Genomic DNA, 25,578 nt, shown 5'->3' on the forward strand with positions numbered 1-25,578 from the left:
TAAAAAACGCCCTTATGATATAAAAAAAGAAACATATAACAGCCCAGATGGAGAGGGTCGCTATGTTATCCTTCTCAGACGGGTGAAATCTTGGGTTTTGGGTTGCAGTTCCAAGGTGGACAAACGTTTTTCCCTGCACCAACATGTGGTGAAGAACGGAAGAAGCCGGTAGTGCAAGCCGAACATTCAAGAATTCAATAAGCAGCGGTGTGAGAGAGCGCCGCATTACACGTAACTAGGAGCGTGGTTACACAATGCAGGAGGCATGGGAAGGCTTCAAGGAAGGCATTTGGACGGGAGAGGTTGACGTCCGAGACTTCATCCAGAAGAACTACACCCCTTACGAGGGCGACGAGTCGTTCCTCGTAGGTCCGACCGAGCGTACCAAGGAGCTGTGGGGCGAGGTTCTCGACCTGCTGCTTAAGGAGCGCGAGCAGGGTGGTGTCCTCGATATGGACACCAAGACCGTCACGGGTATCGTGAGCCACCCCGCTGGCTACATCGATAACGCCCACCGCGAGAAGGAGACCATCGTCGGCCTCCAGACCGACAAGCCGCTCAAGCGCGCTCTGCACGTCAACGGCGGTATCCGCATCGCTTGCCAGGCCGCCAGCCAGCACGGCTACAAGGTCGACGAGAACGTTGTCGAGCGCTACACCTTCGAGCGCAAGACCCACAACGCCGGCGTCTTCGATGTTTACACCCCCGAGATGCGTGCTTGCCGCTCGGCTCACATCATCACCGGTCTGCCCGATGGCTATGGCCGCGGCCGCATCATCGGCGACTACCGTCGTGTCGCCCTGTACGGTGTCGACTACCTGATTAAGGACAAGGAGGCCCAGAAGGCTTCCACCCCGACGGTCATGACCGCCGACAACATCCGCGATCGTGAGGAGCTGCAGGAGCAGATCCGCGCCCTCGGCGAGCTCAAGATGATGGCCGAGACCTATGGTTTCGACATTTCCAACCCTGCTACCAACACGCAGGAGGCCATCCAGTGGATGTACTTCGCCTACCTTGCTGCCGTCAAGGAGCAGAACGGCGCCGCTATGTCCATCGGCCGTACCTCTACGTTCATCGACATCTATGCTGAGCGCGACCTTGCCAACGGTACCTTCACCGAGGAGCAGATCCAGGAGTTCGTGGATCACTTCATCATGAAGCTCCGCATGGTCAAATTCGCCCGTACTCCCGAGTACCAGGCCCTGTTCACCGGCGACCCGCAGTGGGTCACCGAGTCCATCGGCGGCATGGGTGTTGACGGCCGTACGCTCGTTACCAAGATGAGCTACCGCTACCTGCACACGCTCGAGAACATGGGTACCAGCCCCGAGCCCAACATGACCGTTCTGTGGTCGACCCGTCTGCCCGAGAACTTCAAGAAGTTCTGCGCCAAGACTTCCGTCGCCAGCTCCTCGATCCAGTACGAGAACGACGACCTCATGCGCGTCTATCACGGCGACGACTACGGCATTGCCTGCTGCGTGTCCTCCATGCGCATCGGCAAGGAGATGCAGTTCTTCGGCGCCCGCGCCAACCTTGCCAAGTGCCTGCTCTACGCACTCAACGGCGGTGTTGACGAGGTCTCCAAGAAGCAGGTCGGCCCCAAGTATCGCGCCGTCGAGGGCGATACGCTCGATTACGACGACGTTGTGGCCAAGTACAACGACATGATGAAGTGGCTCGCTGGCGTGTACGTCAACTCGCTGAACATCATTCACTACATGCACGACAAGTATTGCTACGAGCGCATCCAGATGGCTCTGCACGACAAGCACGTGCACCGCTGGTTCGCTACGGGCATCGCTGGCCTTTCCGTCGTGGCTGACTCCCTGTCCGCCATCAAGTACGCCAAGGTTCACCCCGTCCGTGACGAGAACGGCATCATCGTCGACTTCGAGACCGAGGGCGAGTTCCCCAAGTACGGTAACGACGACGACCGCGTCGACCAGATTGCTCACGACGTTGTGCACCAGTTCATGGAGTACATCCGCATGAACGACACCTACCGCAACTCCGTGCCCACGACCTCGGTTCTGACCATTACTTCCAACGTCGTGTACGGCAAGAAGACCGGCTCCACCCCCGACGGCCGCAAGGCTGGCCAGCCGTTCGCCCCGGGTGCTAACCCCATGCACAAGCGCGATAGCCACGGCGCCATCGCTTCGCTGTCTTCGGTTTCCAAGCTCCCGTTCCGCGATGCTCAGGACGGCATTTCCAACACCTTCTCCATCATCCCGAGTGCGCTCGGCAAGGAGGACCAGGTGTTCTTTGGCGATATCGACCTTGATCAGCTGGGCGAGTAACTATTGTTAGTGCTATACTAACAATAACGATTACTGATTAGCGCGCCGGTTTCGGCCGGCGCCTATCAATCGAAGGAGACATATTATGAAGGTTTCTGAAGTTTCCGAGACTCAGGCCGATAACCTGGTCCACATGCTCGACGCTTACGCCGAGAAGGGTGGCCACCACCTGAACATCAACGTCTTCAACCGTGAGACGCTGCTTGACGCTCAGGCTCACCCCGAGAAGTACCCGCAGCTGACCATCCGCGTTTCCGGCTATGCCGTGAACTTCCACACGCTCACCAAGGAGCAGCAGGACGAGGTCATTGCGCGTACCTTCCACGACAAGTTCTAAAGGGGTTTAACTCCCGCAGGATCGCCGGGCCGCTTTGGGTTACTTTCCAAAACGTCCTCGGACATGCAAAGGGCTCCGCTGCGCGCTTCGCGCGGCGGAGCCCTTTGCGTCCTGCGGAAATGTTTTGGAAAGTAACCCAAAGCGGCCCGGCGGGGGTCCTGTGTAGTCACCCTTTAGGCGGAACTCTCCTAATTATTTGGATGAGTCGTTTACATACTTGTGCTGTTACCGTCTTCCCGCTGTTGTTGGGGTATGCTTTGTTCGTATGTAAACGTATGACATGTTGATGGGGGAGGGTGCTATGGCTCGCGAGAGTGCTCGTTCTAAGGATACGGCTAAGCCTGGCATCAAGGAAGTTGCAGCGGTGGCGGGGGTTTCGCCTACTACGGTATCTCGCGTGCTTAATAATCGCGGCTATATTAGCCAAGAGACCCGCGATAAGGTCCATGCCGCGATGAAGCGCATCAACTATACGCCCAACGATATCGCCCGTGCCATGCTCAACGGTCGCCTGAATCTTATCGGTATGATCGTCCCCTATGTCAGCAGTCCGTTTCATGCCCAAGTGGTTCAAGTCATTGAGCATACCCTGGCCGAAAACGGTTTTAAGATGCTGCTGTGCAATAGCGCCAATCGACCCGAGCTTGAGCGCTCTTATATCGACATGCTTCGACGCAATATGGTTGATGGCGTCATCGTCAACTCGCTTAATATCGGTGCCGAGGCGTATGCCGAGATGGGCTTGAGTCTGGTTGGTATCGACTGCGACCTTGGCGAAGCCTCTGTTCAGATTGCGAGCGACAGCTATAGCATCGGCGAACTTGCCACGCGTCGCCTGATCGATGACGGATGTTCACGCATCCTGTGCCTGCGCAGCAATAGCCGCATGCGCATGCCTGCCAATAAGCGTACCGATGCCTACCTCGATGTTGTTGAGCAGGCCGGTTTGCCCGCGCTTGTCCGTGAGGTCGAGTTCGTTAAGCCCGACGACGAAAAGAGCGCGGTCGTTGCGAAGATCCTCGATGAGAACCCCGATATTGACGGCATCTTTGCGGGAGACGACACGATGGCGGCTATCTGTCTTAACGTGATGAAGCAGCGCGGCTTGAGCGCTCCGGGCGATATTAAGGTCGTGGGCGCGGATGGTGCCCGCCGCACTATGACGTTTATGCCTGACTTAACAACCGTTCGTCAAGATATCGATCGCATCGGAGAGCTCGCGGCGCAATCCATCATCGCTCTTGTTAACGGTGAAAAGCCCGAATCGAATACCAAGCTTCCTGTCGAACTTATCGAGGGTAAAACCGCGTAATTCACCCCGCGCCAAAAGAATCCCTCAAACGCCTCCAATAACCGTTCGCCGGCATATGTCAACCGTTTGCCGACGACTGGAACTGCGAAAAGACGTATTGGTGTGAAAACGTTTGACATATGAAAACGATTGACATATCTTGCAGTTGTACCGAGTTAGTATCACGTGGGAAGGAAGTCTCGGATGCACAAGGTGTATTACCAGCCTGAGGGAATTTGGGTGGGCGACATCATGCCGTACGGCGAGGACGGCACGTTCTATCTCTATCATCAGCGTGACACGCGAAACCCCGGACCTTTCGGAGAGCCGTTTGGCTGGGCACTCGCGACAACCAAGGACTTCGTCAATTACAAAGACTTTGGCGAGAGCCTTGAGCGTGGCGGCGACGAGGAAGTCGACCAGTATGTTTATGCCGGCACGGTGTTTAAGGTGGGCGACAAGTACCATGCGCTCTACACTGGTTGCAATCGCGATAAGGTCCGCGCACGTTTGATGAAGCAAGTTCTTCTTCACGCAACGAGTGACGACGCCGTCAAGTGGGAGAAGAACATCGCCGAGACGCTGCTTCCGCCCCAGGAGGGTTACGATGACCGCAACTGGCGCGATCCCTTTGTGCTTTGGGATGAGGAGAACGAAGAGTACATGCTCATCCTCGGCACGCGTGTGGGCGAGGACAAGCGTCTGATGACCGGTCGTCTGGTCAAGTTCACCTCCAAGGACCTGGATACCTGGGAGTTCCAGGGCGACTGGTGGAATCCGGGCCTGTACACCATGTTTGAGATGCCTGATCTTTTTAAGATGGGCGACTGGTGGTATCTGGTGTTCTCTGAGTACAGTGATGGCAACAAGACCCGTTACCGCATGTCTCGCTCTATCAACGGTCCCTGGATCACTCCTGCGGACGATTCCTTCGATGGCCGTGCGTACTATGCCGCGCGTACCGCATTTGATGGCGAGCGCCGCGTTCTCTTTGGTTGGGTTCCTACGCGTGACGAGGGCGGTGACCCCAGCTCTTACCTGTGGGGCGGCACCTTTATGCCCCTCGAGATCGTTCAACGTGCCGACGGAACGCTTGGCACCAAACTCCCCGACAGCATGCTTGGCGCCTTTGGCGAGGCCAAAACAGTCGAGGCCTTTGAACTTTCCTGCGAGTCGGGCAAGGTCGAGCAGGTGCTCGCCGCGGATGCCGGTTCCACCTATATGCTCGACGCTGACATCGAGCTCACCGGTGACGCTGCCGGCTTCTCGGTGAAGCTTGCCGAGGACGCCGAGTCCGGTCTTGCCTATGAGTTCCGCGCCAACCTGCGTGAGGGCAAGCTCGAGTTTACGGCTGCCCCCCAGTATCCATGGTTCCAGGTCAACAACATGGGCCTCGAGCGTCCGTTGTTCTTTAAGGGCGAGGGCACTCACCATGTGCGCCTGGTCGTTGACGACGATATCGCGACCATCTTTGTCGATGATGTTGCGCTCAACGCTCGCTTCTGCAATAAGCAGGGCCAGGGTGTGGCGCTGACGGTCACCGACGGTACGCTCAAGTGCGCAAACGCAACGATTGCGTCTCTGTAATGGTGGCAAAACGTCCTATGATTTCGTAAGGGAATGGAGAGGAACATGGACTACAAAGTAGTGTCTCAGCAAGTCGTCGATAACGTCGGCGGTCTGGAGAACATCGAGGGTGCCACGCATTGCGTTACGCGTCTGCGTTTGGTGCTCAAGGATACGAGCAAGTACAACAAGGCCGAGCTCGAAAACATCGATGGCGTCAAGGGCGTGCTGTACAACAGCGGCCAGCTCATGATCATCTTCGGTACCGGTACCGTCAACAAGGTCTACGATGAGTTTATGGCTCTGACGGGCGTTAAGGAGATCAGCGCTTCCGAGGTCAAGGGCGCCGAGGCGGACAAGAAAGGCAAGTTCTTCTCTGTCCTCAAGGTGTTCTCGGACATCTTTATCCCCATCATTCCCGCCTTCGTCGGTGCCGCTATCATCATCGGCCTTAAGTCGCTGATCGTTGCCAACGGCCTCTTTGGCATGGAGGGCAGCCTCGCCGACCACAGCGAGTTCCTCAAGAACCTCGCAAGCTTCTTTGCCATTATTGCCACCACCTTTGACTACCTGCCTGTCCTGGTTATGTATAGCGCGGTCAAGCGTTTTGGCGGCAACCCGATCCTGGGTATCCTCGTCGGTATCGTCATGGTTCACCCGAGCCTTATGAACCGTAACGCGTTCGTTATGGATCCGTCGGGTGCTGAGTACTGGAACTTTGGTCCGCTCTCCATCCCCATGGTTGCTTTCCAGGGCGGCGTGTTCCCTGCAATCCTGACTGCCTGGTTTATGGCCAAGGTCGAGAAGATTGCCCAGAAGTACATCCCCGAGGTCGTCTCGTTTGTCTTTGTCCCGACCGTTACCCTGATTCTTGCTAACGTTGCCCTGTTCACCGTGTTCGGCCCGCTCGGCAACCTGATCGGCGACGTCCTCGCTGGCGTAATCGATGTCCTGTACAACAGGATGGGCGTCTTTGGCGCCTTTGTCTTCGCTGCGTTCCTGCAGCCGCTCGTCGTTACCGGTACGCATCAGTTCATCCAGGGTATTGAGGCCAACCTCGTTGCCACGACCGGCTTCAACTACATCCAGGCCATCTGGTCGGTTTCCATCATCGCCCAGGGCGGCGGCGCCATCGGCATGTATCTCATTCACAAGAAGCACTCCAAAGAGCGCAACATCTGCATGTCGTCCTTTATCCCGACGCTAGTCGGTATCTCCGAGCCCGCAATCTTTGCTGCAAACATGCGCTACTCGATCATTCCGTTCGTCTGCGCTTGCATCGGTGCAGGCTGCGGCGGTGCCTTCGTGAAGCTCTTTGAGGTGCGCGCCATCGGTCAGGGTCTGACCGGAGTACTTGGCCTGCTCATCGTCACACCCGAGACGCTCGTGTGGTATGTGGCTGGCAATCTCATCGCCTTCATCGTGCCGATCGTCTTGATCTTTGCCTACAACAAGGCAAAGGGCGTGCCGACCACCGATGAAGAGGGCGCTGGCGCTGGCTTCGACGTTAGCTTCTAGTTGAGCCGTTCAGCGTAATCTGAGGGTAAGTCCATTTGGGGAAGGGCGTTCGGCTCGTGTGAGTCGAGCGTCCTTCCCCATAGACGAGAAAGTCAACGGCGATGTTTAATCAAAAAAATAAGGTGACACGCGCGGACTATGAGCAATGGCGTGCCGGACAGGATGAGACGGCGGGTCGCATCGCGTCCGACCCCGATAGGCTCCTGTTCCATGTGGAGCCTGAGCTTGGCTGGCTCAACGATCCCAACGGTTTGGTGCAGATCGGTGATACGTATCACATCTATCACCAATACGATCCATTCGATGCTGCGCATGGCGGTCCAGTGCTTTGGAATCATCTGACAACAAAGGATTTTGTGACGTACGAGAATTGCGGCCCTGTGCTGTTCCCCGATTCCGATTTGGATTCGAGCGGAGCGTATTCTGGTTCTGCCTTTGTACACGACGGCAAGATTCACTACTTCTATACCGGCAACGTCAAGCATTTTGACCGCGATGATTACGACTACGTGTTGACGGGCCGTGAGCAAAACCAAATTCATATGGTTGCCGAGAATCCCGACGAATTGGGCAAGAAGCGTGTGGCTGTTGGGCCGGTCGATTACCCCGACGATATCGGTACGCACGTACGCGACCCCAAGATCCTTGAACACGATGGTATCTACTACATGGTTCTGGGCGCTCGTACGAAAGACGACCGCGGCTGCGTGCTTGTCTATACCTCGAGCGATCTAGAGGACTGGAGCTATGCGACGCGCATTGAGTTGGGCGAGAAGTTTGGCTTTATGTGGGAGTGCCCCGATCTGTTTGAGCTCGATGGTGAGCTTATTCTCGTTTGCTGTCCGCAGGGTGTGTCCGCCGATGGTTGGCGTTACCGCAATCCGCACCAGTGCGTGTGGTTTCCCATCGAGGCCGATTGGGAGGCGCCGAGTTTTAAGATCACCGGGCAGGGCATGCCCCCGATGGTCGATGCCGGTTTTGATTTCTATGCTCCGCAGTCCTTTGAGGATGCTGCAGGCCGGCGTTTGATGATCGGATGGTCGGGTTGCCCCGATGCGACGGCGGAAAACCCGACGGTGGCGCGCGGGTGGCAGTGCGCGTTGACGGTGCCGCGAGAGCTGAGCATGCGCGATGGTAAGCTCTGCCAGCAGCCGGCGCACGAGATTGAGAGGATGCGCGGCGACTGCGTTCGCGCGACAGGCGGTGAAACCGTTGAGGAGCCGGGCCGCCTGTTTGATCTTGTGGTTTCCTGTGAGGGCACCAAGATGGTCGAGCTCGAAATCCGCAAGGGTGTCTTTGTGCGCTATGCAGGCGGGATGCTTACCCTCGACATGGGTGACGAAGGCTATGGGCGCGACCAGAGGTCGATCGAGCTCAGCGAGCTTCGCGACCTGCGCGTGCTTTCGGACACTACGATTGTCGAGATTTTTGCAAATGGCGGCGAGGCGGCACTTACGAGCCGTACCTATTCGCCGGCGGTTTCGGCGATGGGGTTGCATGCCGAGGGTGCGGCATCGATGAATTTCTACCGCCTCGTGCATTAACCGTGCATGGGGCACGATTGGACTTGCTGGGCGAAATGAATCGCAGTTGCCGCGGCCAACTACCGTTTATCGCGTATAGCGACCGTTTGCGGAGTAAGTAACACTTAGTAATAAACCGTGTAGAATCTCAGGTTAGCACGGAGTTTTCCAGGGAGACGCTGTCCTTTGTTGTGCGCAAGGGGCGGCGTCTCTTTGGCGCTTGGACGCCGTTGTGCAACAGTGCGGCGGCGCGTGCCATGTATTGAAAAGCCAATGTCGAGATGGGTCGTGATAATAATGGGCAAGTACGTAATCGTGGTTGAGTCTGGGTCGGATGTGACGCCGGAGCTCTGCGAGCGCTACGGCATCGTGCGCGTGCCCATGCATGTCACGATTGGTGACGAGACCGTCGAGGACGGCTCCATCGATCCACTCGAGATTTACTCGCGCTGCAACGAGTTTGGCGTAATGCCCAAGACCAGCGGCTGCGCGCCTGCAGATTTTGCGCACGTATATGACCGTATCCATGCCGAGCAGCCCGATGCGACCATTCTGCATCTTGCGTACTCCGAAGTCACGACTTGCTCGCATCAGTCCTCCAAGATTGCGGCTAAGGGCCGCGACTACGTATTCTCCATGGATACGCGTTTTGTCTCGGTGGGCCAGTCGCTCGTTGCCGTCGAGACCGCCAAATACATCGAGGCTCACCCCGACGCCACCGTCGACGAGATCTTTGCATTTACGAACTCCGTCATGGACCGCGTGCTGCTGGGCTTTGTTCCTACCGACCTGGCCTTTCTTAAGGCGGGCGGTCGTCTGTCCAACGTCGCGTTCCTTGGCGCCCACCTGCTCAAGATTAAGCCCTGCATTGAGGTGACGGGCGGTAAGTTTGTGGCGACCAAGAAGTTCCGCGGCTCTATGCTCAAGTGCGCCCGCGCCTTTATTGACCACATGGTTGAGAAGGGCGAGATTGACTACTCGCACATTGGCCTGGCGTATTCGGTAGGCCTTTCCCAGGAGCTGCGCGACGACATGGAAGTCTATGCGCACGACCTGGGCTTTAAGGACGTTACCTGGACTCAGGTCGGTGGCGTCATCTCGAGCCATTGCGGCCCGACCGCCTTCGGTGCGGTGCTCACGCTTAAGGCGTAAAGGCTGTAGGCGAGCATTCTTCGGCTTCACATCTCGACATGGGCTCCCGTCACGGTAATGGGGGATAGATTAAAACGTGCCATTCTAGCCCGAGACGTTTAAACGCAAACGTATGGGCTAGAATGGCTCTGGCATTTATGTAGCTAAAACCAATGAGAGGCAAGGTAGCGGGAATGGCTGAGATGACGCTCGAGGGTGTGGACGCTCGTCCCGAGGACTCTGCGTTTGCCCTGGGCCGCGTACATTCGATTGAGACGATGGGAACGGTCGATGGACCTGGCATCCGCTTTGTGGTGTTTGTTCAGGGCTGCCCCATGCGCTGTGCGTATTGCCACAACCCCGATACCTGGTCGGTTAACGGCGGTACCATGGTGACCGTCGAGCACCTGATGGACGAGTTCCAGAGCAACCATGAGTTTTACCGCAGCGGTGGTATTACGGTATCCGGCGGCGAGCCGCTCCTGCAGCCCGCGTTTTTAGCCGACCTGTTCCGCGCCATGCACAATAACCCCGATGGTCGCGTGCATACCTGCTTGGATAGCTGCGGCTATGCGTTCGATCCCGCGCATCCCGAGAAGTTCGATGCCGTACTCAACGAGACCGACATGGTGCTGCTTGACATTAAACACGCCGATCCCGTCGAGCATAAAAAGCTGACCGGTTGCGATCCCGCACGCATCTTGGCGTTCGGCGATGAACTTGCACGTCGCAAGATCAAGGTCGTTATCCGCCACGTGGTGGTGCCGGGCATTACCGACACGGTGGAGGAGTGCGAGAAGCTCGGTCGCCTCATCGCTCCATGGCACAACGTGGTGGGCCTGGAAATGCTGCCGTATCACACGATGGGTGTCGTCAAGTACGAGCAACTGGGCATTCCCTATAAGCTTGAGGGCGTACCTCAGATGGATACCGCGCGCATGCCCGAGCTGCGCAATGCCGTTATGGCCGGTATGAAAAAGCGCCGTGCGGAGCTCAGGTCGGCCATCGGCTAACAAGCCATTTTTGCCCCTTTATGATACCCGAGCTGTACTGGCCTAACGGCTTGGTGCTGACACGGTTGAGCCAAAATGCTGGTACCATACCGTGGATAAGCAATTTGCACGGATTTGGGGGATGGCATGGCAACCATCGCGATCATAGGCGCACTCGAAAAAGAGGTTGCGCAGATTAAGGAAGAGCTGAGTGGCACGCATGAGTCGCAGGAGGCGGGCTTGACCGTTGTGAACGGTGGGCTTTCGGGTCTGACAGTAGTCGCCACGACGGCAGGCATGGGGACCGTGAACGCCGCTGCCGCAACGCAGCATCTCATCAGCAAATACGCCCCGCAGGCCGTTGTGTTTTCGGGCATTGCGGGCGGCCTAAACCCTAAACTCCATATTAACGACGTGGTTATAGGCAAGTGCCTGCGCTATCTGGATACCGATACGGCACTCATCGCCGAGTCCGCGCCGGGGCTCGAGGAGTTTGTCTCGACACCGGCGTTGGCTGATGTTGCCGCCGCCGTGCTTGCCGAGCATGGATTTGTGGATGCCTCGGCGGATGAGACTTCTGCGGAGAAGGACCCCAAGCAGTTCCTGTGTGGCACTATCGCCACGGGTGATCGCTTTGTTACGGGTGACGCCATGCGTAACGCTGCGATTGAGGCCACGCATGCCGATTGCGTCGAGATGGAGGGCGCGGCAATTGCGCACATCGCGGCCAAGAATGGTGTCGATTGCCTGGTACTGCGCGCTATCAGCGATAATTGTGACGAGGCATATGACGCGTTTTGCGAGCGCGAGTTCGATCTGGACGAGTACGCTCGCACCGCGAGCGGCATCACGCTTGACATCGTTCGTCGTATCGCCGCCGCGCAATAGCACGCCCGTTTTGTAAGAACCTACGACCAAGGAGTGTCCATGGCCGATTCAATTAACTACCAGCTTGCCAAGTTCGTCGCCAGCTACGGCAAGGTTTCGCAGATTCCCGAGTCAACCTGTCCCGAGGTGAGCTTCGTCGGCCGCTCCAACGTGGGCAAGTCCTCCATCATGAACAAACTCTTTGGCCGCAAGAACCTGGTCAAGGTTTCGAGCACGCCGGGCAAGACGAGCAACATCAACTTTTTTGAGGCCGACGACGTGCATTTTGTGGACCTGCCGGGCTACGGTTTCGCCCGTCGTTCCAAGGCCGAGCGCGACCGCTGGGCCGAGCTCATTGGCGATTTCTTTGACTCCGAGCGCAGCTTTAACTTGGTCGTCTCTCTGGTGGATATCCGCCACGACCCCAGCAAGCTCGATCACGACATGATTGACTACCTGCAGGGCAACGAGTTCAACTTTATCGTCTGCCTCACCAAGGCCGACAAGCTCAGCCGCACCCAACAGGCCCGCCAGGCAGCAGCCATCAAAAAGCAGCTCAACGTCCCTGCCGAGAATGTGATCATCACGAGCTCCCAGACCGGCACCGGCATCGACGAACTCAAGCGCCGCATCGCCGAGGCCTGCCTCTAGTAAGGGCTCCTATCAATAAAATGCAGAACATCAGCCCGGCGACTTTCCAGAGCGTAGGTCCCTGTAGCCGCCGCCGGCGAAGTTAACATAGGGGAGGCCAGGGGCTTTGCCCCCAAATCTTTCCGCAGGACGGCAGGACCCCCGCCGCACGAAGTGCACAGCGGGGGTCCTGCCATGTCCGAGGACGATTTGGGGGCAAAGCCCCTGGCCTCCCCGGCGAGTATACGGGACGGCGACTACAGGTACTCGATTTGAGCGCCTTCCGTGTCGCACGTGAGGATATGCGTGTCGCACTTGGGGAACTGCTCGCGCAGCTTGACCTGCAGGAACTTTGCCACGATGGTGTCGTCGGTCACAGCCATGAGGGTCGAGCCCGAGCCGCTAATCCAGATGGTTTTAGCGCCGCCGTTAAGGCAGGTGTCGCGCACGGCGTTGTAGTCGGGAATCAGGCGGCGACGATAGGGCTCCTGAATGCGGTCGTCATTAGCGGCGGCAATCAGGTCAAGGTCGCCGGTCTCCAGGCCGCGCGTCATGCCGGCGATGCGGCCCATTTGCCATACGGCGGTGGAGAGTGGAATCTCCTGCGGCACGACCTTGCGCGCCTCGCTCGTATGTACCTCGTAGGGCGGAATCACGGTAATAAAACGCAAGCGATCGCTCACCTCGTAGCGCAGACATTGGGGGAGCGAATCGGTCGGCGTAAAGGAGCAGACGGCGCCGCCAAGGATGGCGGGAGCGACGTTATCAGGATGCCCCTCGACTTCGGTGGCAATGCGAACAAGCTCGGCACGGTCGACGGTGTGGCCCGTCAGTGCGGCGGCTGCCATGATGCCGGCGACGACGCAGGTGGAGCTGGAGCCCAGGCCGCGGGCGACGGGCACGTCGGTCTGGATGTCGATGGCAACGGGGAAGGCCGGCTCGCCCCATGCGGCCAGCGCATCGACAAAGCTCACATAGACCAGGTTATTCTCGTTTTGGAACTCCTTGGGGCAGCCCGTGATGGTGAGCTTGTCGGCGCGCTCGAAGGTGAAGTGCGAGTAGAGGCTGACGGCCATGCCGAGGGTGTCGTAGCCGATGCCTAGGTTGGCGCTGGTTGCTGGGACGGTGATTTTGATCATGTGGGTCCTCCTGGGCGGGTCTGGCCGTTTAGTTCGCTGCTCGGGCAGTCCTGGCTCGCTCGGAAAGCACATTAAGTGCTTTCCGGCTCGTGCGGAACTCGCGACGAACTAAACGGCCAGACCCGCTCGCATGCTCGTCATTATCCCGAAAGCTAAATAAAAAGAAGGTGCGCCGGCTTTCGCCGGCGCCTTATAAGGGGTTTTAGTTGGTAGTCATCTTTTTTGCTGCAGACTCGACGTAGTTGGCCATGTCGGCTACGTCGCAGACGTCTTCGAAGCGGACAGGCTTGGACTCAAGCTCGGCGAGTTGGACCGGGGCGACCGTGTTGGTGGCCTGCTCGAGTACACGCATAGCCTCAAAATCATCCTCGGGAACGTCGAGGCCCAGGGCGTCGCAGCAGGCGCGCGGGAACTTGTAGGGGCTGGCGGTCGAAAGCAGCACGCGAGCCTTGGCGCCCTCGGCGGGAGCGACCTTTTCAAAGACGTGATAGCTGCAAGCGGTGTGCGGGTCGATCACGTAGCCGTTGGCGTCCCAGCAACTCTTGATGGCAGCGCGGACCTCGTCCTCGCTGGCCCAGCCGCAGCCAAAGACGCTCTGAATCTTGGCCAGCAGCTCGGCGGGTACCTCGTAGCGACCGGTCTGTGCCAACTGCTCCATAAGGCCGGCAACGAGTTCGCAGTCGCCATCGGACAGGAAGTACAGCATGCGCTCCAGGTTAGAGCTGATGAGGATGTCCATCGACGGCGAGATGGTCGTGAAGAACGGGCGGTTACGGTCGTAGACGCCGGTGGTCAGGAAGTCGGCAAGCACGTTGTTCTTGTCGCTCGCGACGATGAGCTTGGCGACGGGCAGGCCCATGCGCTTGGCGTAGTAGCCGGCCAAGATATCGCCAAAGTTGCCGGTGGGCACACAGAACTCTACGGCGTCGCCAGCCTCGATAGCGCCGGCGCGCAGCAGCTGCGCATAGGCGGCAAAGTAGTAGACGACCTGCGGTACCAGACGGCCGACATTGATAGAGTTGGCGCTCGAAAGCACCGTGCCGGCGGCTTCCAGGCGCTCGGCAAGCTCCTTATCGGCAAAGATGCGCTTGACGGCGCTCTGGGCGTCGTCAAAGTTGCCGCGGATGCCGCAGACGGCGACGTTGTCGCCCTCCTGCGTGGACATCTGCAGGTTCTGGACGCGGCTAACCTTGCCCTCGGGATAAAAGACGGTGATGCCCGTGCCCGGAGCGTCGGCAAAACCGGCGAGCGCAGCCTTGCCCGTGTCGCCCGACGTGGCGGTGACGATCATGATGCGCTCGGCGCCGCCGTCCTTGGCGGAAGTGCGGGCCATCAGACGGGGGAGCATCTGCAGGGCGACGTCCTTGAAGGCGCTTGTAGGGCCGCCAAAGAGTTCCATCACATAGGTCTGAGGGGCGTCAACACCCGGCGCAGCGTCGAGTTTGACGAGCGGCGTAACCTCTTCACTCGCGAACGTGCCGCGGTATGCCTCGTCGACACACGCCGAAATTTCTTCGGCCGTGTAATCATTCAGTAACATTCCCAACACATCTTGAGCGATTTCAAAGTACGATTTAGCTGCAAGCGAGCTGATATCGACCTGCTGGGTGCCGAGCTCGTCCGAGACAAACAAACCCCCGTCGGGAGCGATGCCGGTACGGATTGCCACCTTACTTGAGCACGATAAAGTGCGTCCTCGTGTACTATGATAAGTTCCCATATAACACTGCTCCTCGGATGCCTTGGTCCCAATCGGTGAAACCATGGTATCAGAGCACGCAAAATAGGTTCGCAGAGGCTTTTAGAAAGGTAACCTCCAGCCCATGATTAAGATTGCCAAGTTTGGCGGCTCGTCGGTCGCCGACGCCGAACACTTCAAGAAGATCAAGGCCATCGTCGATGCCGACCCTGCCCGCCGTTTTGTGGTGGTTTCTGCCTGCGGTCGCCGCTTTAAGGGCGACACCAAGGTGACCGACCTGCTCTACCTGGTTAACGCGCACGTTAAGTATCACGTGTCGTGCGAGGAGTTGCTCGAGGACATTGGCCAGCGCTATTTTGATATTGCTGACGAGCTGGAGCTTACCTATCCCATCCGCGAGGAGTTCGCGGCCTTTGCCGAGCGCGCCCGCTCGGGCGGTTACTCCACCGAGGAGCTCGTGAGCCGCGGTGAGTACTTCACCGCTCGCCTGATGGCCGAGTACCTGGGCCTGCCGTTCCTGGATGCCGCGACGGTCGTTGCGTTCCATCACGACGGTACGCTCAGCATGAACCGCACCTCCGAGCTGGTGCAGGAGTACGGTCAGCAGGGCGGCTTTGTTATGCCCGGTTTCTACGGCGCGACGCGTGAGGGCCAGATCAAGCTGCTCGATCGTGGCGGCGGCGATATCTCGGGCTCGATTTTGGCTAAGTGCCTGGGCGCCGACCTTTACGAGAACTGGACCGACGTCTCGGGTTTCTATTCTGCGGATCCGCGTATTGTTCCGGAGGCTCAGCCCATTGCGCGCGTTACCTACGAGGAGCTGCGCGAGCTTTCGTACATGGGCGCAAGCGTCCTGCACGAGGAAGCCGTGTTCCCCGTGCGCGAGGCAGGCATTCCGCTGGTCATCAAGAACACCAATGCGCCGCAGGACCCCGGCACCATCATTAGCGAGACGGCTGATGAAGGCGAGGCGGAGCCCATCATTACCGGCGTGACCGGCAAGCGCGGTTTTGTCGCCATCAACGTCGCCCGCGACCGCACCAAGCCGCGCGTCGGCTTTATGCGCCGTGCGCTTTCGGTCTTCGAACGCTATGACGTTTCCGTCGAGCACATGCCCACCGGTGTCGACCGCTTTGGCGCCGTGGTGCAGGAGCAGGACGTGCACGACTCGCTGTACTCGCTCGTGGGCGACATTCAGCAGGAGGTCGAGCCGCTCGAGATCGAGGTTGTCGAGGGCTTGGCGCTCATTGCGACCGTTGGCCGTAACCTGCGCGGTCGCGCGGGCATCTCGGGCCATCTGTTTGGCATGCTTGGCCAGGCCGGCGTGAGCGTGCGCATGATTTCGCAGAGCTGCGACGAGATCAACATCATTATCGGTGTCGAGGAGAAGGACTTCGATCTGGCGATCCAGACCATCTACCGTGCCTTCTCCGATGAGAACGGCATTGTGAAGGTCTCCGACCTGGAGGCTCCCGCGCCGGTCGATCCCGCCCTGTCAGCACTCCACAAGTAGCGACTGTCTCGGTAGATTGTTGGGGCACGCGCCAAAAATCTACGGCGGGGCGTTTCGTTTCGGTTTCGTTTCGACGGGGCGGGTTTCGTGCCTGCCCCGTTCTTGTATACACTGGCAACAATAATCGGCCTGCTCGGCGTGCGGGCAAAAGCCAAAACCTTTAAAGGGGGAAGCATGAAACAGTACACGGTTGCTATTTTGGGCGCGACGGGAGCCGTGGGCACCCAGATGCTCGAGTGCCTCAATGAGCAGGAGTTCCCGGTCGGCAAGCTCAAGCTGCTGGCGAGTGCACGCTCCGCGGGCAAGACCGTCGAGTTCCGCGGCGAGCGGATCGTGATTGAAGAGGCTTGCCCCGAGGCCTTCGAGGGCTGCGATATCGTACTCGGCGCCGCCGGCGACGACATCGCCAAGGAGCTGCTGCCCGAGGCCGTCAAGCGCGGTGCCGTCGTGGTCGATAACAGCCATGCCTTCCGCATGGACCCCGAGGTGCCGCTGGTCGTGCCCGAGATCAATGCCGACGATATCAAGTGGCATCACGGCCTTATCGCCAACCCCAACTGCGCGACCATTATCGGCCTGGTTCCCACGTGGCCGCTGCATCAGCTCGCTGGCGTGAAACGCATGATCGTCTCGACGTACCAGGCGGCTTCGGGTGCTGGCGCCCCCGGCATGGCCGAGCTCGAGGCTCAGTTGGCCGCCCTGGGCCGTGGCGAGGAGATTCCCGAGCCGCGCGCGTTTGCCGCCCAGCTGGCGAGTAACCTGATTCCGCAGATCGGCGGCGTCAAGGAGGAGGGCTTTACCTCCGAGGAGATGAAGCTGCAAAACGAGGGCCGCAAGATCATGCACCTGCCCGAGCTGCGCGTGAACTGCACCTGCGTGCGCGTGCCCGTGCTGCGTTCGCACTCCGAGAGCATCATGCTCGAGTTCGAGCGTGACATTACGGTTGACGAGGCCCGTGCTGCGCTGGCTGCCGCTCCCGGCGTCAAGCTGGTTGACGATATGGCTGCCGAGGATGCGCACGACCGCTTCCCCATGCCGATGGATACGTCCGACCAAGACCTGATTTGGGTCGGTCGCGTGCGTCGCGACATCTCGAACCCCGAGGCCACGCGCGGTATTACCTTCTGGTGCTGCGGCGACCAAATCCGTAAGGGCGCGGCAACCAACGCCGTCCAGATCGCCAAGCTGCTCTGCGAGTAGGTTGACCTGTCCGGCGGGGCCGGGCTTAGTTTTCAGAACGTCCTCGACCATGTGTGGCGCCTTGTCCTGCTCCTTCGGAGCCGCGGACAAGGCGCCACACTGGTCTGCGGAGTGTTCTGAAAACTAAGCCCGGCCCCCGCCTGCGGTGACGCTGCGCGAGCGGTCTGCGATGGGGCCGTTGTTGGTTGGGGGCGCTGGGCTGATGTGAGGGCACGTGGCTGTTGCGGGCCCTAGTCCCGGCGGCGGCCCCGGCGCTTCGCGCCTGCTGCCTGCGGGGACTTTGGGGTCGTGCGGCAGCTGCGGCGCTGTCGCGCCTGCTGCCTGGGGCGACTTTGGGGTCGATTGAGGTTGTCTGCACAATTCGCGGTATTATGGTGCGGAGTTTTGAAAGGAGCCGCTGGTGGTCACGACGACGTTTGCTTCGCCTTTGGGCGAAATCCTGCTTGCCGCTGATGGCCGCGGTCTGACGGGGCTTTGGTTTGAGGGTCAGGAGCACTTTGGCTCTACGCTGCTCAAAGAGGATGCGGAGCACGTTGAAGGTGCCGATGCGGTTTCTGGTGCCGGTGGGATGTCTTCGGTAAGTCCGGAAAATGGCGCGGCTTCTTCGGTGCTTGAGCGTTCTTGGGCTTGGCTGAATGCTTATTTTGCGGGGCAGGAGCCTCGGTTTACGCCGCCGTTGCATATGATTGGTACGGCGTTTCAGCGCGAGGTTTGGTTTGAGCTGCTTTCAATTCCGCGTGGCGAGGTCGCTACGTATGGCGAGATTGCCCAGCGTGTTGCTGCTCGACATCGTGTGCCGGGAAACGAGGATCCCGTTGTGTCTCCTCGTGCGGTGGGGGCTGCGGTCGCGCGTAATCCCATTTCGATTATTGTGCCGTGCCATCGCGTGGTTGCCGCCGACGGGTCGCTCAACGGATATGCCGGCGGCCTCGACCGTAAGGAGTGGCTGCTCCGGCTTGAGGGCGCGTACGAGGAGTAGCGTTCGAGTGCTTTGCCTGTAGTAGCCGACTTCGACCAAAGCTCGCTCGAGTTCGCTTTGATCAGAGCACTTAAGACCCCTGTATTCTGTCAATAGTGCTATTTGTTCGTTGATGGATATCCGCGACTTCCGGTATTTCATTTAAGCCTCTTGATAGAAAAAGAGCTGGAGTTGCGCATCGTTGAGAGGCTTTCCAGCTTTAGCAAAACAAACTTATAAGATGCGACGGGCCGCGTCAAGATAATTACCGGACGGCCTAGGAGGCGGCTGGTTGGCTGGCTTAAAACCTAGCGCGTGAGATGACGCTCCACGCTATTCAGCGCGCTTGATAGGATGACGAACCACAGTCTTAAGTTTCTCCGGTGCACATTTGCGTGGATCGGAGAGATAGATTTCGTGATGGAAACGAGTGTCTGAGAAGTCGGGGACATAGCCCTGCTCGGTCGTGTATTCATTCATAGCGCCTACGGTCGCCGGTTCGTTGTCGTAGGGCCCGGTGTGCATGCATTGAACGCAGAGGCCCTCGTCAACTTTAAGCAGCTCGACGGCAGAAAAGTCAAGTTTCTTTTTGGTCGTGGCTTCCGCGACTGCCCAGTCAAAGTCATCTCGGGTGACGAAATCGGGCAGGCGAATGCACGAGATAAAGTTGAAATCGTCCTTGCGTACATAATCGATGTCGCCGCTCGGGGAGTCTTGCCACCAGAAACCCTCGAGCGGCGGTACCACAAAGTCGAAATAGCCCTCGATACTCCTTGAGCCTTTCTTCGACATCTTGACGGTATAGGCGATTCCGTAAAGCAGCGGCAGGGCGTTTTGATACTCGCCACCTTCGGTATTTGGGTCGCCCTTGCCGCGAACGGCAACGTAGCTCATAGGCGGGACAGTTACGATACTCGGCTTGCTTGCAGGTTTGTAGAGCTCCTTGCATTCCTTCTTAAAGTCGAACGCCATGTTGGCCGCCTTTCTGCGTATTGGCCTGCTTAGATAACGGAATCATATCATAGAAACGAACAGCTGTTCGAATGATTTGTCTGACAGATAGAGATGCGTACGTTGTGTTTGGCGGTCGGCCTGACCCTGTCGATGATTTCTCTGTCTCCCCGGCGCCTCATCTATGGCTGCCGTTTCCCCATATAAAACCTGCCAAAATGAACCTGTCCCTTTTTGGTCGGTGCGAAATGGGTAATACTAAAGAGTTATCCGACCAGATGGGAACCAATCGATGGCCTATATCGAATTCAAAGATGTCATCAAGGCATACGGCGAGGGCGACGCCCGTATTCATGCGCTCGACGGCGCGAGCTTTACGGTCGAGCGCGGTGAGCTCGCCATTATCCTGGGCGCCTCGGGTGCTGGCAAGACCACGGCGCTCAACATCCTGGGCGGCATGGATACGGCGACTTCCGGCACCGTGACGGTGGACGGGCGCGACGTGAGCTCCGCCAACGAGGCGCAGCTTGTTGAATACCGCCGCGCCGACGTCGGCTTTGTCTTCCAGTTCTACAATCTGGTTCCCAACCTGACGGCACTCGAAAACGTTGAGCTCGCAGCTCAGATCTGCCCCGATTCGCTCGATGCCGAGCAAACGCTTTGCCAGGTTGGCCTGGGCGACCGACTCGCTAACTTTCCGGCGCAGCTTTCGGGCGGCGAGCAACAGCGCGTGTCCATCGCCCGCGCGCTGGCCAAGAACCCCAAGCTACTTTTGTGCGACGAGCCCACGGGTGCACTTGACTACAAAACCGGCAAGCAGATCTTGCAATTGCTGCAGGACACCTGCCGCAAACAGGGCATTACGGTCATTATCATCACCCACAACTCCGCTCTCGCGCCCATGGCCGATCGCCTGATTCGCTTTAAGAGCGGGCGCGTGGAGAGTGAAACGGTCCAGCAAAATCCCGTGCCTATCGAGACGATCGAGTGGTAGCGCCCATGGACCAAGACCGCCAAAACAGCCTACGCCGCGACGCGCAGAACATGGAGCGCGAGCAGGATTTTACGACCTACCGCACTGCCCAAAGCTCAAACGATATGGTGCCGACGGTTTTTCGCCGTGGCATCTACCGCACAATCCGAGGCAGCCTTAAGCGCTTCCTGTCCATTGTGGTCATCACCGCGCTCGGCGTGAGTGTGATGTGCGGTCTTAAGGCGGGCTGCGAGGATCTGTGCGATTCGGTCGACGCCTACTTTGACCAGCAGAATGTCTACGATATCAACGTCCAGTCGACCTATGGCCTGACCGACGATGATCTCGCCGCCATCCAAGAGGTCGATGGTGTCGAGACGGCCGAGGGCATCTACACCGAGACCGCCTACACCGCCGTGGGTACAACGCGCGAGCGCGTGGTCGTGCAGAGTCTCTCCAAGGAGAACATCGATCAGCCGGTGCTCGTGAACGGCGATTTGCCCGAGAGCGCCGATGAAGTCGCGGTGACTTCGAAGTTCCTGAAGGCATCGGGCAAGAAAATCGGCGATACCGTGAGTTTTGCCGCCAATGACGCAAGCTCGTCCAATCAAAGTGCCAAGGATCAGTTTGCCGCGGGCGATTACACCATTACGGCCGAGGTCCTCGACCCCACCGACGTGAGCTCCGACTCGACAGTCAACGCCTTTCGCGCTGCTTCGGCTGCGGACTATAAGTTCTATGTGAGCGAGGATGCCGCGACATCTTCTTCCTACTCCGCGATCCGCGTGACCGTCGAGGGGGCCAAGAGCCTCAACTCCTATTCAGATGCCTATACGACAAAGATCAACGAGGTCAAGGGTAATATCGAGAAGATCCGTGAGGAGCGTGAGAAGGTGCGCGCTCAGGAGCTGACGGTTGACACGCCGGCAAGCTTGGATGCGGCCGAGCGCCAGGCGAATATGCTCTTTGGGATTGAACAGGACAACATCAACCGCATGCCCCAGGGCAGCGAGGAGCGTGTCCAGGCTCAGGCCGACCTGGACCAGCGCCGCGCCGCCGCCAACCAACAATTCGCCGATGCTCGCGCCGAGATTTCCGATTTGGGCGAATGCACCTGGTACATCCAGGACCGCGGTAACATCGCAAGCTACTCGAGCGTCGAGAGCGACAGTTCTTCGGTCGAGGCCATCGCCACGGTTTTCCCATTTATCTTCTTTGTCGTCGCCGTGCTCATCAGTCTTACCACCGCCACACGCATGGTCGAGGAAGAGCGCACGCTCATTGGCCTGTACAAGGCGCTCGGCTATTCGAGCGGGCGTATTCTGTCCAAATACGTGGACTACTCGCTGTGGGCGTGTCTGATCGGCGGCGTGCTCGGCAACATCATCGGATTTGTGGGCCTGCCGCTGTTCCTGTTTACGGTGTTCGACGATATGTACTCACTGCCCCAGATGCTGCTTTCGTACGACATCGTGTCCTCGATCGTTTCGGTGGCGCTGTTTGCCGTGGGCGTGGTGGGCGCCACGATTATCGCCTGCCGCCACGAGATGGCCGAGACCCCGGCCTCGCTTATGCGTCCCAAGGCCCCGCGCGCTGGCTCGCGCATCTTGCTTGAGCGCATCGGCTTTATCTGGCGTCGCATGGGCTTTTTGAACAAGGTGGCGGCGCGTAACCTGTTCCGCTACAAAAAGCGTGCCTTTATGACCATCTTCGGTATTGCCGGCTGTACGGCGCTCGTGATCTGCGGTATGGGCATCCGCGACACGTCGGTGGCGCTTTCGCCCAAACAGTACGGGCATATCACGCGCTATGACTTGCTGGCGGTTGCTAACCCCGACGATTTTTCACAGACGTGCGCGGCATTGGATGAGCGCGGCGCGGCCAATGATTCCAACGTGACCGTGACTTCGACGCTGCCGATTATGACCGACAACGTTACCTTTACATTCGGCGGAAAGAGCGAGACCGTGCAGCTGATCGTGGTGCCCGATGACCGCACGGGTGACTTGGGCGATTACGTTCGCCTTGAGGATGAGTCCAAAGAGCCACTGTCTTTGCGTGACGGAGACGTGTATCTGAGTAAGAGTTCACAGCTGGTGCTGGGGATTCAACCGGGCGATACGGCGCACGTCCAGGATTCGTCGCTCAATGTCGCCAAGGTCAAAGTCAGCGACATTTCGCTTAACTATCTGGGCAACACGCTTTACATGACGCAGGGCACCTATGAGCGCGCGTTTGGCCGAAGCGCACGCCTTAACGGCGTCTTTGTGCTGCTTAAGGGCTCGTCGGCCGACCAGATTGCGTTTAGCAAGAATCTTAAGAGTGACGGTTGGCTTACGATTTCGAGCACGGCCGAACATTGGCAGAACTACGAGGCGAACTTTACGATTATCAATTCCGTCGTGGTGCTCGTGACCTTTATGGCGGCGTGCCTATCGTTTGTGGTGGTGTTTACGCTGTCCAACACGAATATCTCCGAGCGCGAACGCGAGCTGGCGACCATCAAGGTGCTGGGCTTCCGCCGTGGCGAGGTGCACCATTACGTCAACAAGGAGACGTTGATCCTAACGGCAATTGGCGCCGCACTGGGCGTACCGCTAGGCGGCTTGCTGGCCGAGAGTTTTACGTACATCCTGCAGATGCCGTCGCTGTATTTTGATGTTGAGGTCGAGCCGCTGAGCTACGTGCTATCCGTGTTGCTGGCCTTTGCCTTTACGTTTATCGTCAACCTTGCCACCAATCGAACGCTCAACAAGATCGACATGGTCGGCGCCCTCAAGAGCGCCGAGTAACCTGCCAAAAAGGGACAGGTATATTTTGGCAGGTTTTATCTGGGCAAACGCCGGACAACCATTGTCGCTGCCACAATGACAGGATAGGGAACAAGGGCATTTTCCGGGTAGCCGGGTTCGTTACCATTCGTCCCATTCATCAGCATTTTCCTCCAGATATTTTCTTAATTTCTCAAAAGAGCTTGTCCGCCTGTACTGTATCGTGCTTCTCGATGTATTGAACAACTTCGCAATCTCGGTGTCGTTCATTCCCTCGAAATAGTACAGGAGTACGGCTTTGCGCTTTTCTTCCGGCAAAGTACGGATTGCTTCAAGAAGCAGCTTCGGCGTGATTTTCTTCCCGGCTTTCTCAAAGACGGTTTCGGCGGTTTCCCGTTTGAAATATTCATCAAAGGTATGAAGCTGCCGCGCTTCGTCTAAGGGCAAATCGGAAAAGGTGACTTCCCTTGCCTTATGCCTGTGCAGCTCCCTGTGAGCGTCACACGCTTCATTGTGCAGCACCGTATTACAAAACTTCTGAAAAGCACATTGTTTGTAAAACTCCCTGCTATTAGGTTCCACATTCTCACCTCCTTTCTCGTTGGAAAGTTGGTGGTGCTTCCCCCTTTTCGCGGGGCAATACGGCGTTTTTGAAAAACGCCGAAGATTTTTTGAAATTTTTTCAAAAAATTTTTTGAGCAGCAAAATACGCCTGTCCGAAAAGCCCGGACAGGCGTATAGGTATTGTAAGCAGTATTTAGATGATTAGACAGTTCATAGTCAAGGGTAGAGAGGTTCCCGGCGGTGGTCGGGCTTTTTTTGATATGTCAATGACCGTCGGATTTTGTCGATAGGGTATGTGCTTCATGGCGGCTACCTCCTTTAGCCGCCGCTTTTAACAGTGATACCGCGTCATTTCATTAGAAGATAAAAAGAAACGGCGGCTTTGATTTTTCAAAGCTGCTGCGGAAATCAAAGAACGACAAGCAACAGTTCTGATTTTGCTCCAATATGGTTATTAGGGGCACAAATTAAAATCAAAAAAGAGCCGATAACAGCAGTATTTCAAACTGCATATTATCGGCTCTGCGTCTGTGCGTCTGGCTCTTTTAATTAAATTATTTCTGTTGTTTTTTGGCTTTATTATATGTATTAGCTAACTGTCCACAAGCTGCTTTAATCTTTCTACCATGAGAAACTCTCATGGTAACTTCAAGTCCTGTTTGCTCTAATTGATGTTTGAACGCAACCATTTCTTGTTTTTGTGGTGCTCTAATTTTTGAATTACTCGTCGGGTTGTATTGCAGCACGTTAATCATAACATTTTTGCCCTTAAACCATTTTGCAAGTTGCCTTATATCTGAGGAACGGTCATTTATACCTGGTAAAAGCAAATACGCAAATACCACTTTTCGATTATGCCTTTGAGAATAGGACAATGCTTGCTTAACAACATCTTCAATAGCGTACATGTGCATATGAGGAATGATACAGTTTCTCGCAGCCTGTGTTGCTGCATGTAAAGATATTGTCAACTGAATTTTTAGATGTTCTTCGCGCAATTTTTTTAATTGATTAACTGGACCAACTGTTGATACGGTAATGCCGTCGGTTGGAAAGTTAAGTCCATTTCTATCTCGAAGAATATGGATTGCTGCAATCAAGTTGTCGTAATTGAATAAAGGTTCTCCCATTCCCATAAAAACGATACGATTTACTTTTTGACGTATCAATACAACCTGCTGCACAATTTCAGACGGTGTTAGATTACGAACAAAACCATTGCGTCCGGACTCACAAAAAATACAGCCAACAGAACAACCAACTTGCGTACTTACGCAAACAGTCCCACCATCTCGCCGTTTAATAAAAACCGTTTCAATATACCTGTTATCTTTCAATTCATAAACATACTTTTCAGTATCGCTACTTTTATAGACTTTTTTTGTTGATATTGATAGATTTTCTTTGTGAAATGGCTGTTTATACAATTCCGTATATAAGGCTCTTGCTTTATCCTCTCCAATTACTTCCGACATTTCTTTGTAAGTAAATCCGTATGGGTCATTCAATATTTCCGTAGGTGTACTTTTAGGTAAGTGTTTCATTTAAATATCCTTCCTTTTCAAAATTAAAGGTTGATTTTCAATCTCAACGCAACAGCCTGAACGGACCCCGCGTTTCCGCAGCTAGCGCAACGCGGAAATAGCTCC

Annotated in this window: 20 protein-coding genes; 15 read left to right on the forward strand and 5 right to left on the reverse strand. The window is 57.0% G+C overall.

The window, feature by feature from the left end:
- Positions 1-254: 254 nt before the first annotated feature.
- The 10 genes from pflB to yihA all read left to right on the forward strand — a co-directional run bounded on the left by pflB (position 255) and on the right by yihA (position 12,182).
- Complete coding sequence (gene pflB / locus ACESUZ_RS06795) at positions 255-2,306, forward strand: formate C-acetyltransferase (protein ID WP_035137643.1); 2,052 nt, start codon at positions 255-257, stop codon at positions 2,304-2,306.
- Positions 2,307-2,391: 85 nt separating this feature from the next.
- A complete protein-coding gene (grcA3, locus tag ACESUZ_RS06800; RefSeq protein WP_006234861.1) occupies positions 2,392-2,643 on the forward strand; it encodes an autonomous glycyl radical cofactor GrcA3 in 252 nt (83 codons plus the stop codon).
- A 301-nt stretch (positions 2,644-2,944) separates the two neighbouring features.
- Entirely contained in the window at positions 2,945-3,955 is a 1,011-nt protein-coding gene (locus ACESUZ_RS06805; RefSeq protein ID WP_373199193.1) for a LacI family DNA-binding transcriptional regulator, read from the forward strand.
- Positions 3,956-4,138: 183 nt separating this feature from the next.
- On the forward strand, positions 4,139-5,521 hold the full coding sequence (locus ACESUZ_RS06810; RefSeq protein WP_217108505.1) for a family 43 glycosylhydrolase: 1,383 nt from the start codon (positions 4,139-4,141) through the stop codon (positions 5,519-5,521).
- A 45-nt stretch (positions 5,522-5,566) separates the two neighbouring features.
- On the forward strand, positions 5,567-7,018 hold the full coding sequence (locus tag ACESUZ_RS06815) for a PTS transporter subunit EIIC (RefSeq protein WP_138113269.1): 1,452 nt from the start codon (positions 5,567-5,569) through the stop codon (positions 7,016-7,018).
- A 122-nt stretch (positions 7,019-7,140) separates the two neighbouring features.
- A complete protein-coding gene (locus tag ACESUZ_RS06820; protein WP_373199196.1) occupies positions 7,141-8,562 on the forward strand; it encodes a glycoside hydrolase family 32 protein in 1,422 nt (473 codons plus the stop codon).
- Positions 8,563-8,838: 276 nt separating this feature from the next.
- Positions 8,839-9,693 carry a DegV family protein gene (locus ACESUZ_RS06825; RefSeq protein WP_373199198.1) on the forward strand — a complete coding sequence of 285 codons (855 nt, stop codon included), beginning with the start codon at positions 8,839-8,841 and terminating at the stop codon, positions 9,691-9,693.
- 173 nt (positions 9,694-9,866) lie between these two features.
- The gene (gene pflA, locus ACESUZ_RS06830) at positions 9,867-10,685 is read left to right on the forward strand and encodes a pyruvate formate-lyase-activating protein (RefSeq protein WP_373199199.1); all 819 of its coding nucleotides are present in this window, start codon (positions 9,867-9,869) and stop codon (positions 10,683-10,685) included.
- A 126-nt stretch (positions 10,686-10,811) separates the two neighbouring features.
- Entirely contained in the window at positions 10,812-11,552 is a 741-nt protein-coding gene (gene mtnN / locus ACESUZ_RS06835; protein WP_117766538.1) for a 5'-methylthioadenosine/S-adenosylhomocysteine nucleosidase, read from the forward strand.
- 39 nt (positions 11,553-11,591) lie between these two features.
- On the forward strand, positions 11,592-12,182 hold the full coding sequence (yihA, locus tag ACESUZ_RS06840; protein ID WP_055252447.1) for a ribosome biogenesis GTP-binding protein YihA/YsxC: 591 nt from the start codon (positions 11,592-11,594) through the stop codon (positions 12,180-12,182).
- 236 nt (positions 12,183-12,418) lie between these two features.
- Here yihA and thrB read toward each other — a convergent pair whose 3' ends face one another.
- Entirely contained in the window at positions 12,419-13,300 is an 882-nt protein-coding gene (thrB, locus tag ACESUZ_RS06845) for a homoserine kinase (protein ID WP_343007702.1), read from the reverse strand.
- Between the two features lie 202 nt (positions 13,301-13,502).
- A complete protein-coding gene (thrC, locus tag ACESUZ_RS06850; RefSeq protein WP_373199201.1) occupies positions 13,503-15,020 on the reverse strand; it encodes a threonine synthase in 1,518 nt (505 codons plus the stop codon).
- A 103-nt stretch (positions 15,021-15,123) separates the two neighbouring features.
- Between thrC and ACESUZ_RS06855 the strand changes: the two genes are divergently transcribed.
- The 3 genes from ACESUZ_RS06855 (at position 15,124) to ACESUZ_RS06865 (ending at position 18,691) form a co-directional block, all read left to right on the forward strand.
- A complete protein-coding gene (locus tag ACESUZ_RS06855; RefSeq protein ID WP_373199203.1) occupies positions 15,124-16,512 on the forward strand; it encodes an aspartate kinase in 1,389 nt (462 codons plus the stop codon).
- Between the two features lie 174 nt (positions 16,513-16,686).
- The gene (locus ACESUZ_RS06860) at positions 16,687-17,712 is read left to right on the forward strand and encodes an aspartate-semialdehyde dehydrogenase (RefSeq protein ID WP_373199205.1); all 1,026 of its coding nucleotides are present in this window, start codon (positions 16,687-16,689) and stop codon (positions 17,710-17,712) included.
- A gap of 400 nt (positions 17,713-18,112) precedes the next feature.
- Positions 18,113-18,691: a methylated-DNA--[protein]-cysteine S-methyltransferase gene (locus ACESUZ_RS06865; RefSeq protein ID WP_373199207.1), complete on the forward strand. Its 579-nt coding sequence runs from the start codon at positions 18,113-18,115 to the stop codon at positions 18,689-18,691.
- A gap of 312 nt (positions 18,692-19,003) precedes the next feature.
- Here ACESUZ_RS06865 and ACESUZ_RS06870 read toward each other — a convergent pair whose 3' ends face one another.
- Complete coding sequence (locus tag ACESUZ_RS06870; protein ID WP_148346462.1) at positions 19,004-19,642, reverse strand: GyrI-like domain-containing protein; 639 nt, start codon at positions 19,640-19,642, stop codon at positions 19,004-19,006.
- Positions 19,643-19,913: 271 nt separating this feature from the next.
- On the opposite strand from ACESUZ_RS06870, the gene ACESUZ_RS06875 reads away from it, so the two are divergent.
- Positions 19,914-20,615, forward strand: a complete 702-nt coding sequence (locus ACESUZ_RS06875; protein WP_118328239.1) for an ABC transporter ATP-binding protein — start codon at positions 19,914-19,916, stop codon at positions 20,613-20,615.
- Between the two features lie 5 nt (positions 20,616-20,620).
- Positions 20,621-23,386 (forward strand): FtsX-like permease family protein, encoded by a 2,766-nt coding sequence (locus tag ACESUZ_RS06880; protein ID WP_373199209.1) that lies wholly within the window; start codon positions 20,621-20,623, stop codon positions 23,384-23,386.
- Between the two features lie 120 nt (positions 23,387-23,506).
- Here the strand turns inward: ACESUZ_RS06880 and ACESUZ_RS06890 are convergent, their stop codons facing one another.
- Both ACESUZ_RS06890 and rlmN read right to left on the reverse strand, forming a co-directional pair.
- Positions 23,507-23,947 carry a sigma-70 family RNA polymerase sigma factor gene (locus tag ACESUZ_RS06890; protein WP_050636981.1) on the reverse strand — a complete coding sequence of 147 codons (441 nt, stop codon included), beginning with the start codon at positions 23,945-23,947 and terminating at the stop codon, positions 23,507-23,509.
- 536 nt (positions 23,948-24,483) lie between these two features.
- The gene (gene rlmN, locus ACESUZ_RS06895) at positions 24,484-25,473 is read right to left on the reverse strand and encodes a 23S rRNA (adenine(2503)-C(2))-methyltransferase RlmN (RefSeq protein ID WP_117648538.1); all 990 of its coding nucleotides are present in this window, start codon (positions 25,471-25,473) and stop codon (positions 24,484-24,486) included.
- Between the last annotated feature and the right edge of the window lie 105 nt (positions 25,474-25,578).

The organism is Collinsella aerofaciens ATCC 25986 (genome assembly GCF_964239575.1).
GTDB lineage: Bacteria > Actinomycetota > Coriobacteriia > Coriobacteriales > Coriobacteriaceae > Collinsella > Collinsella aerofaciens_BQ.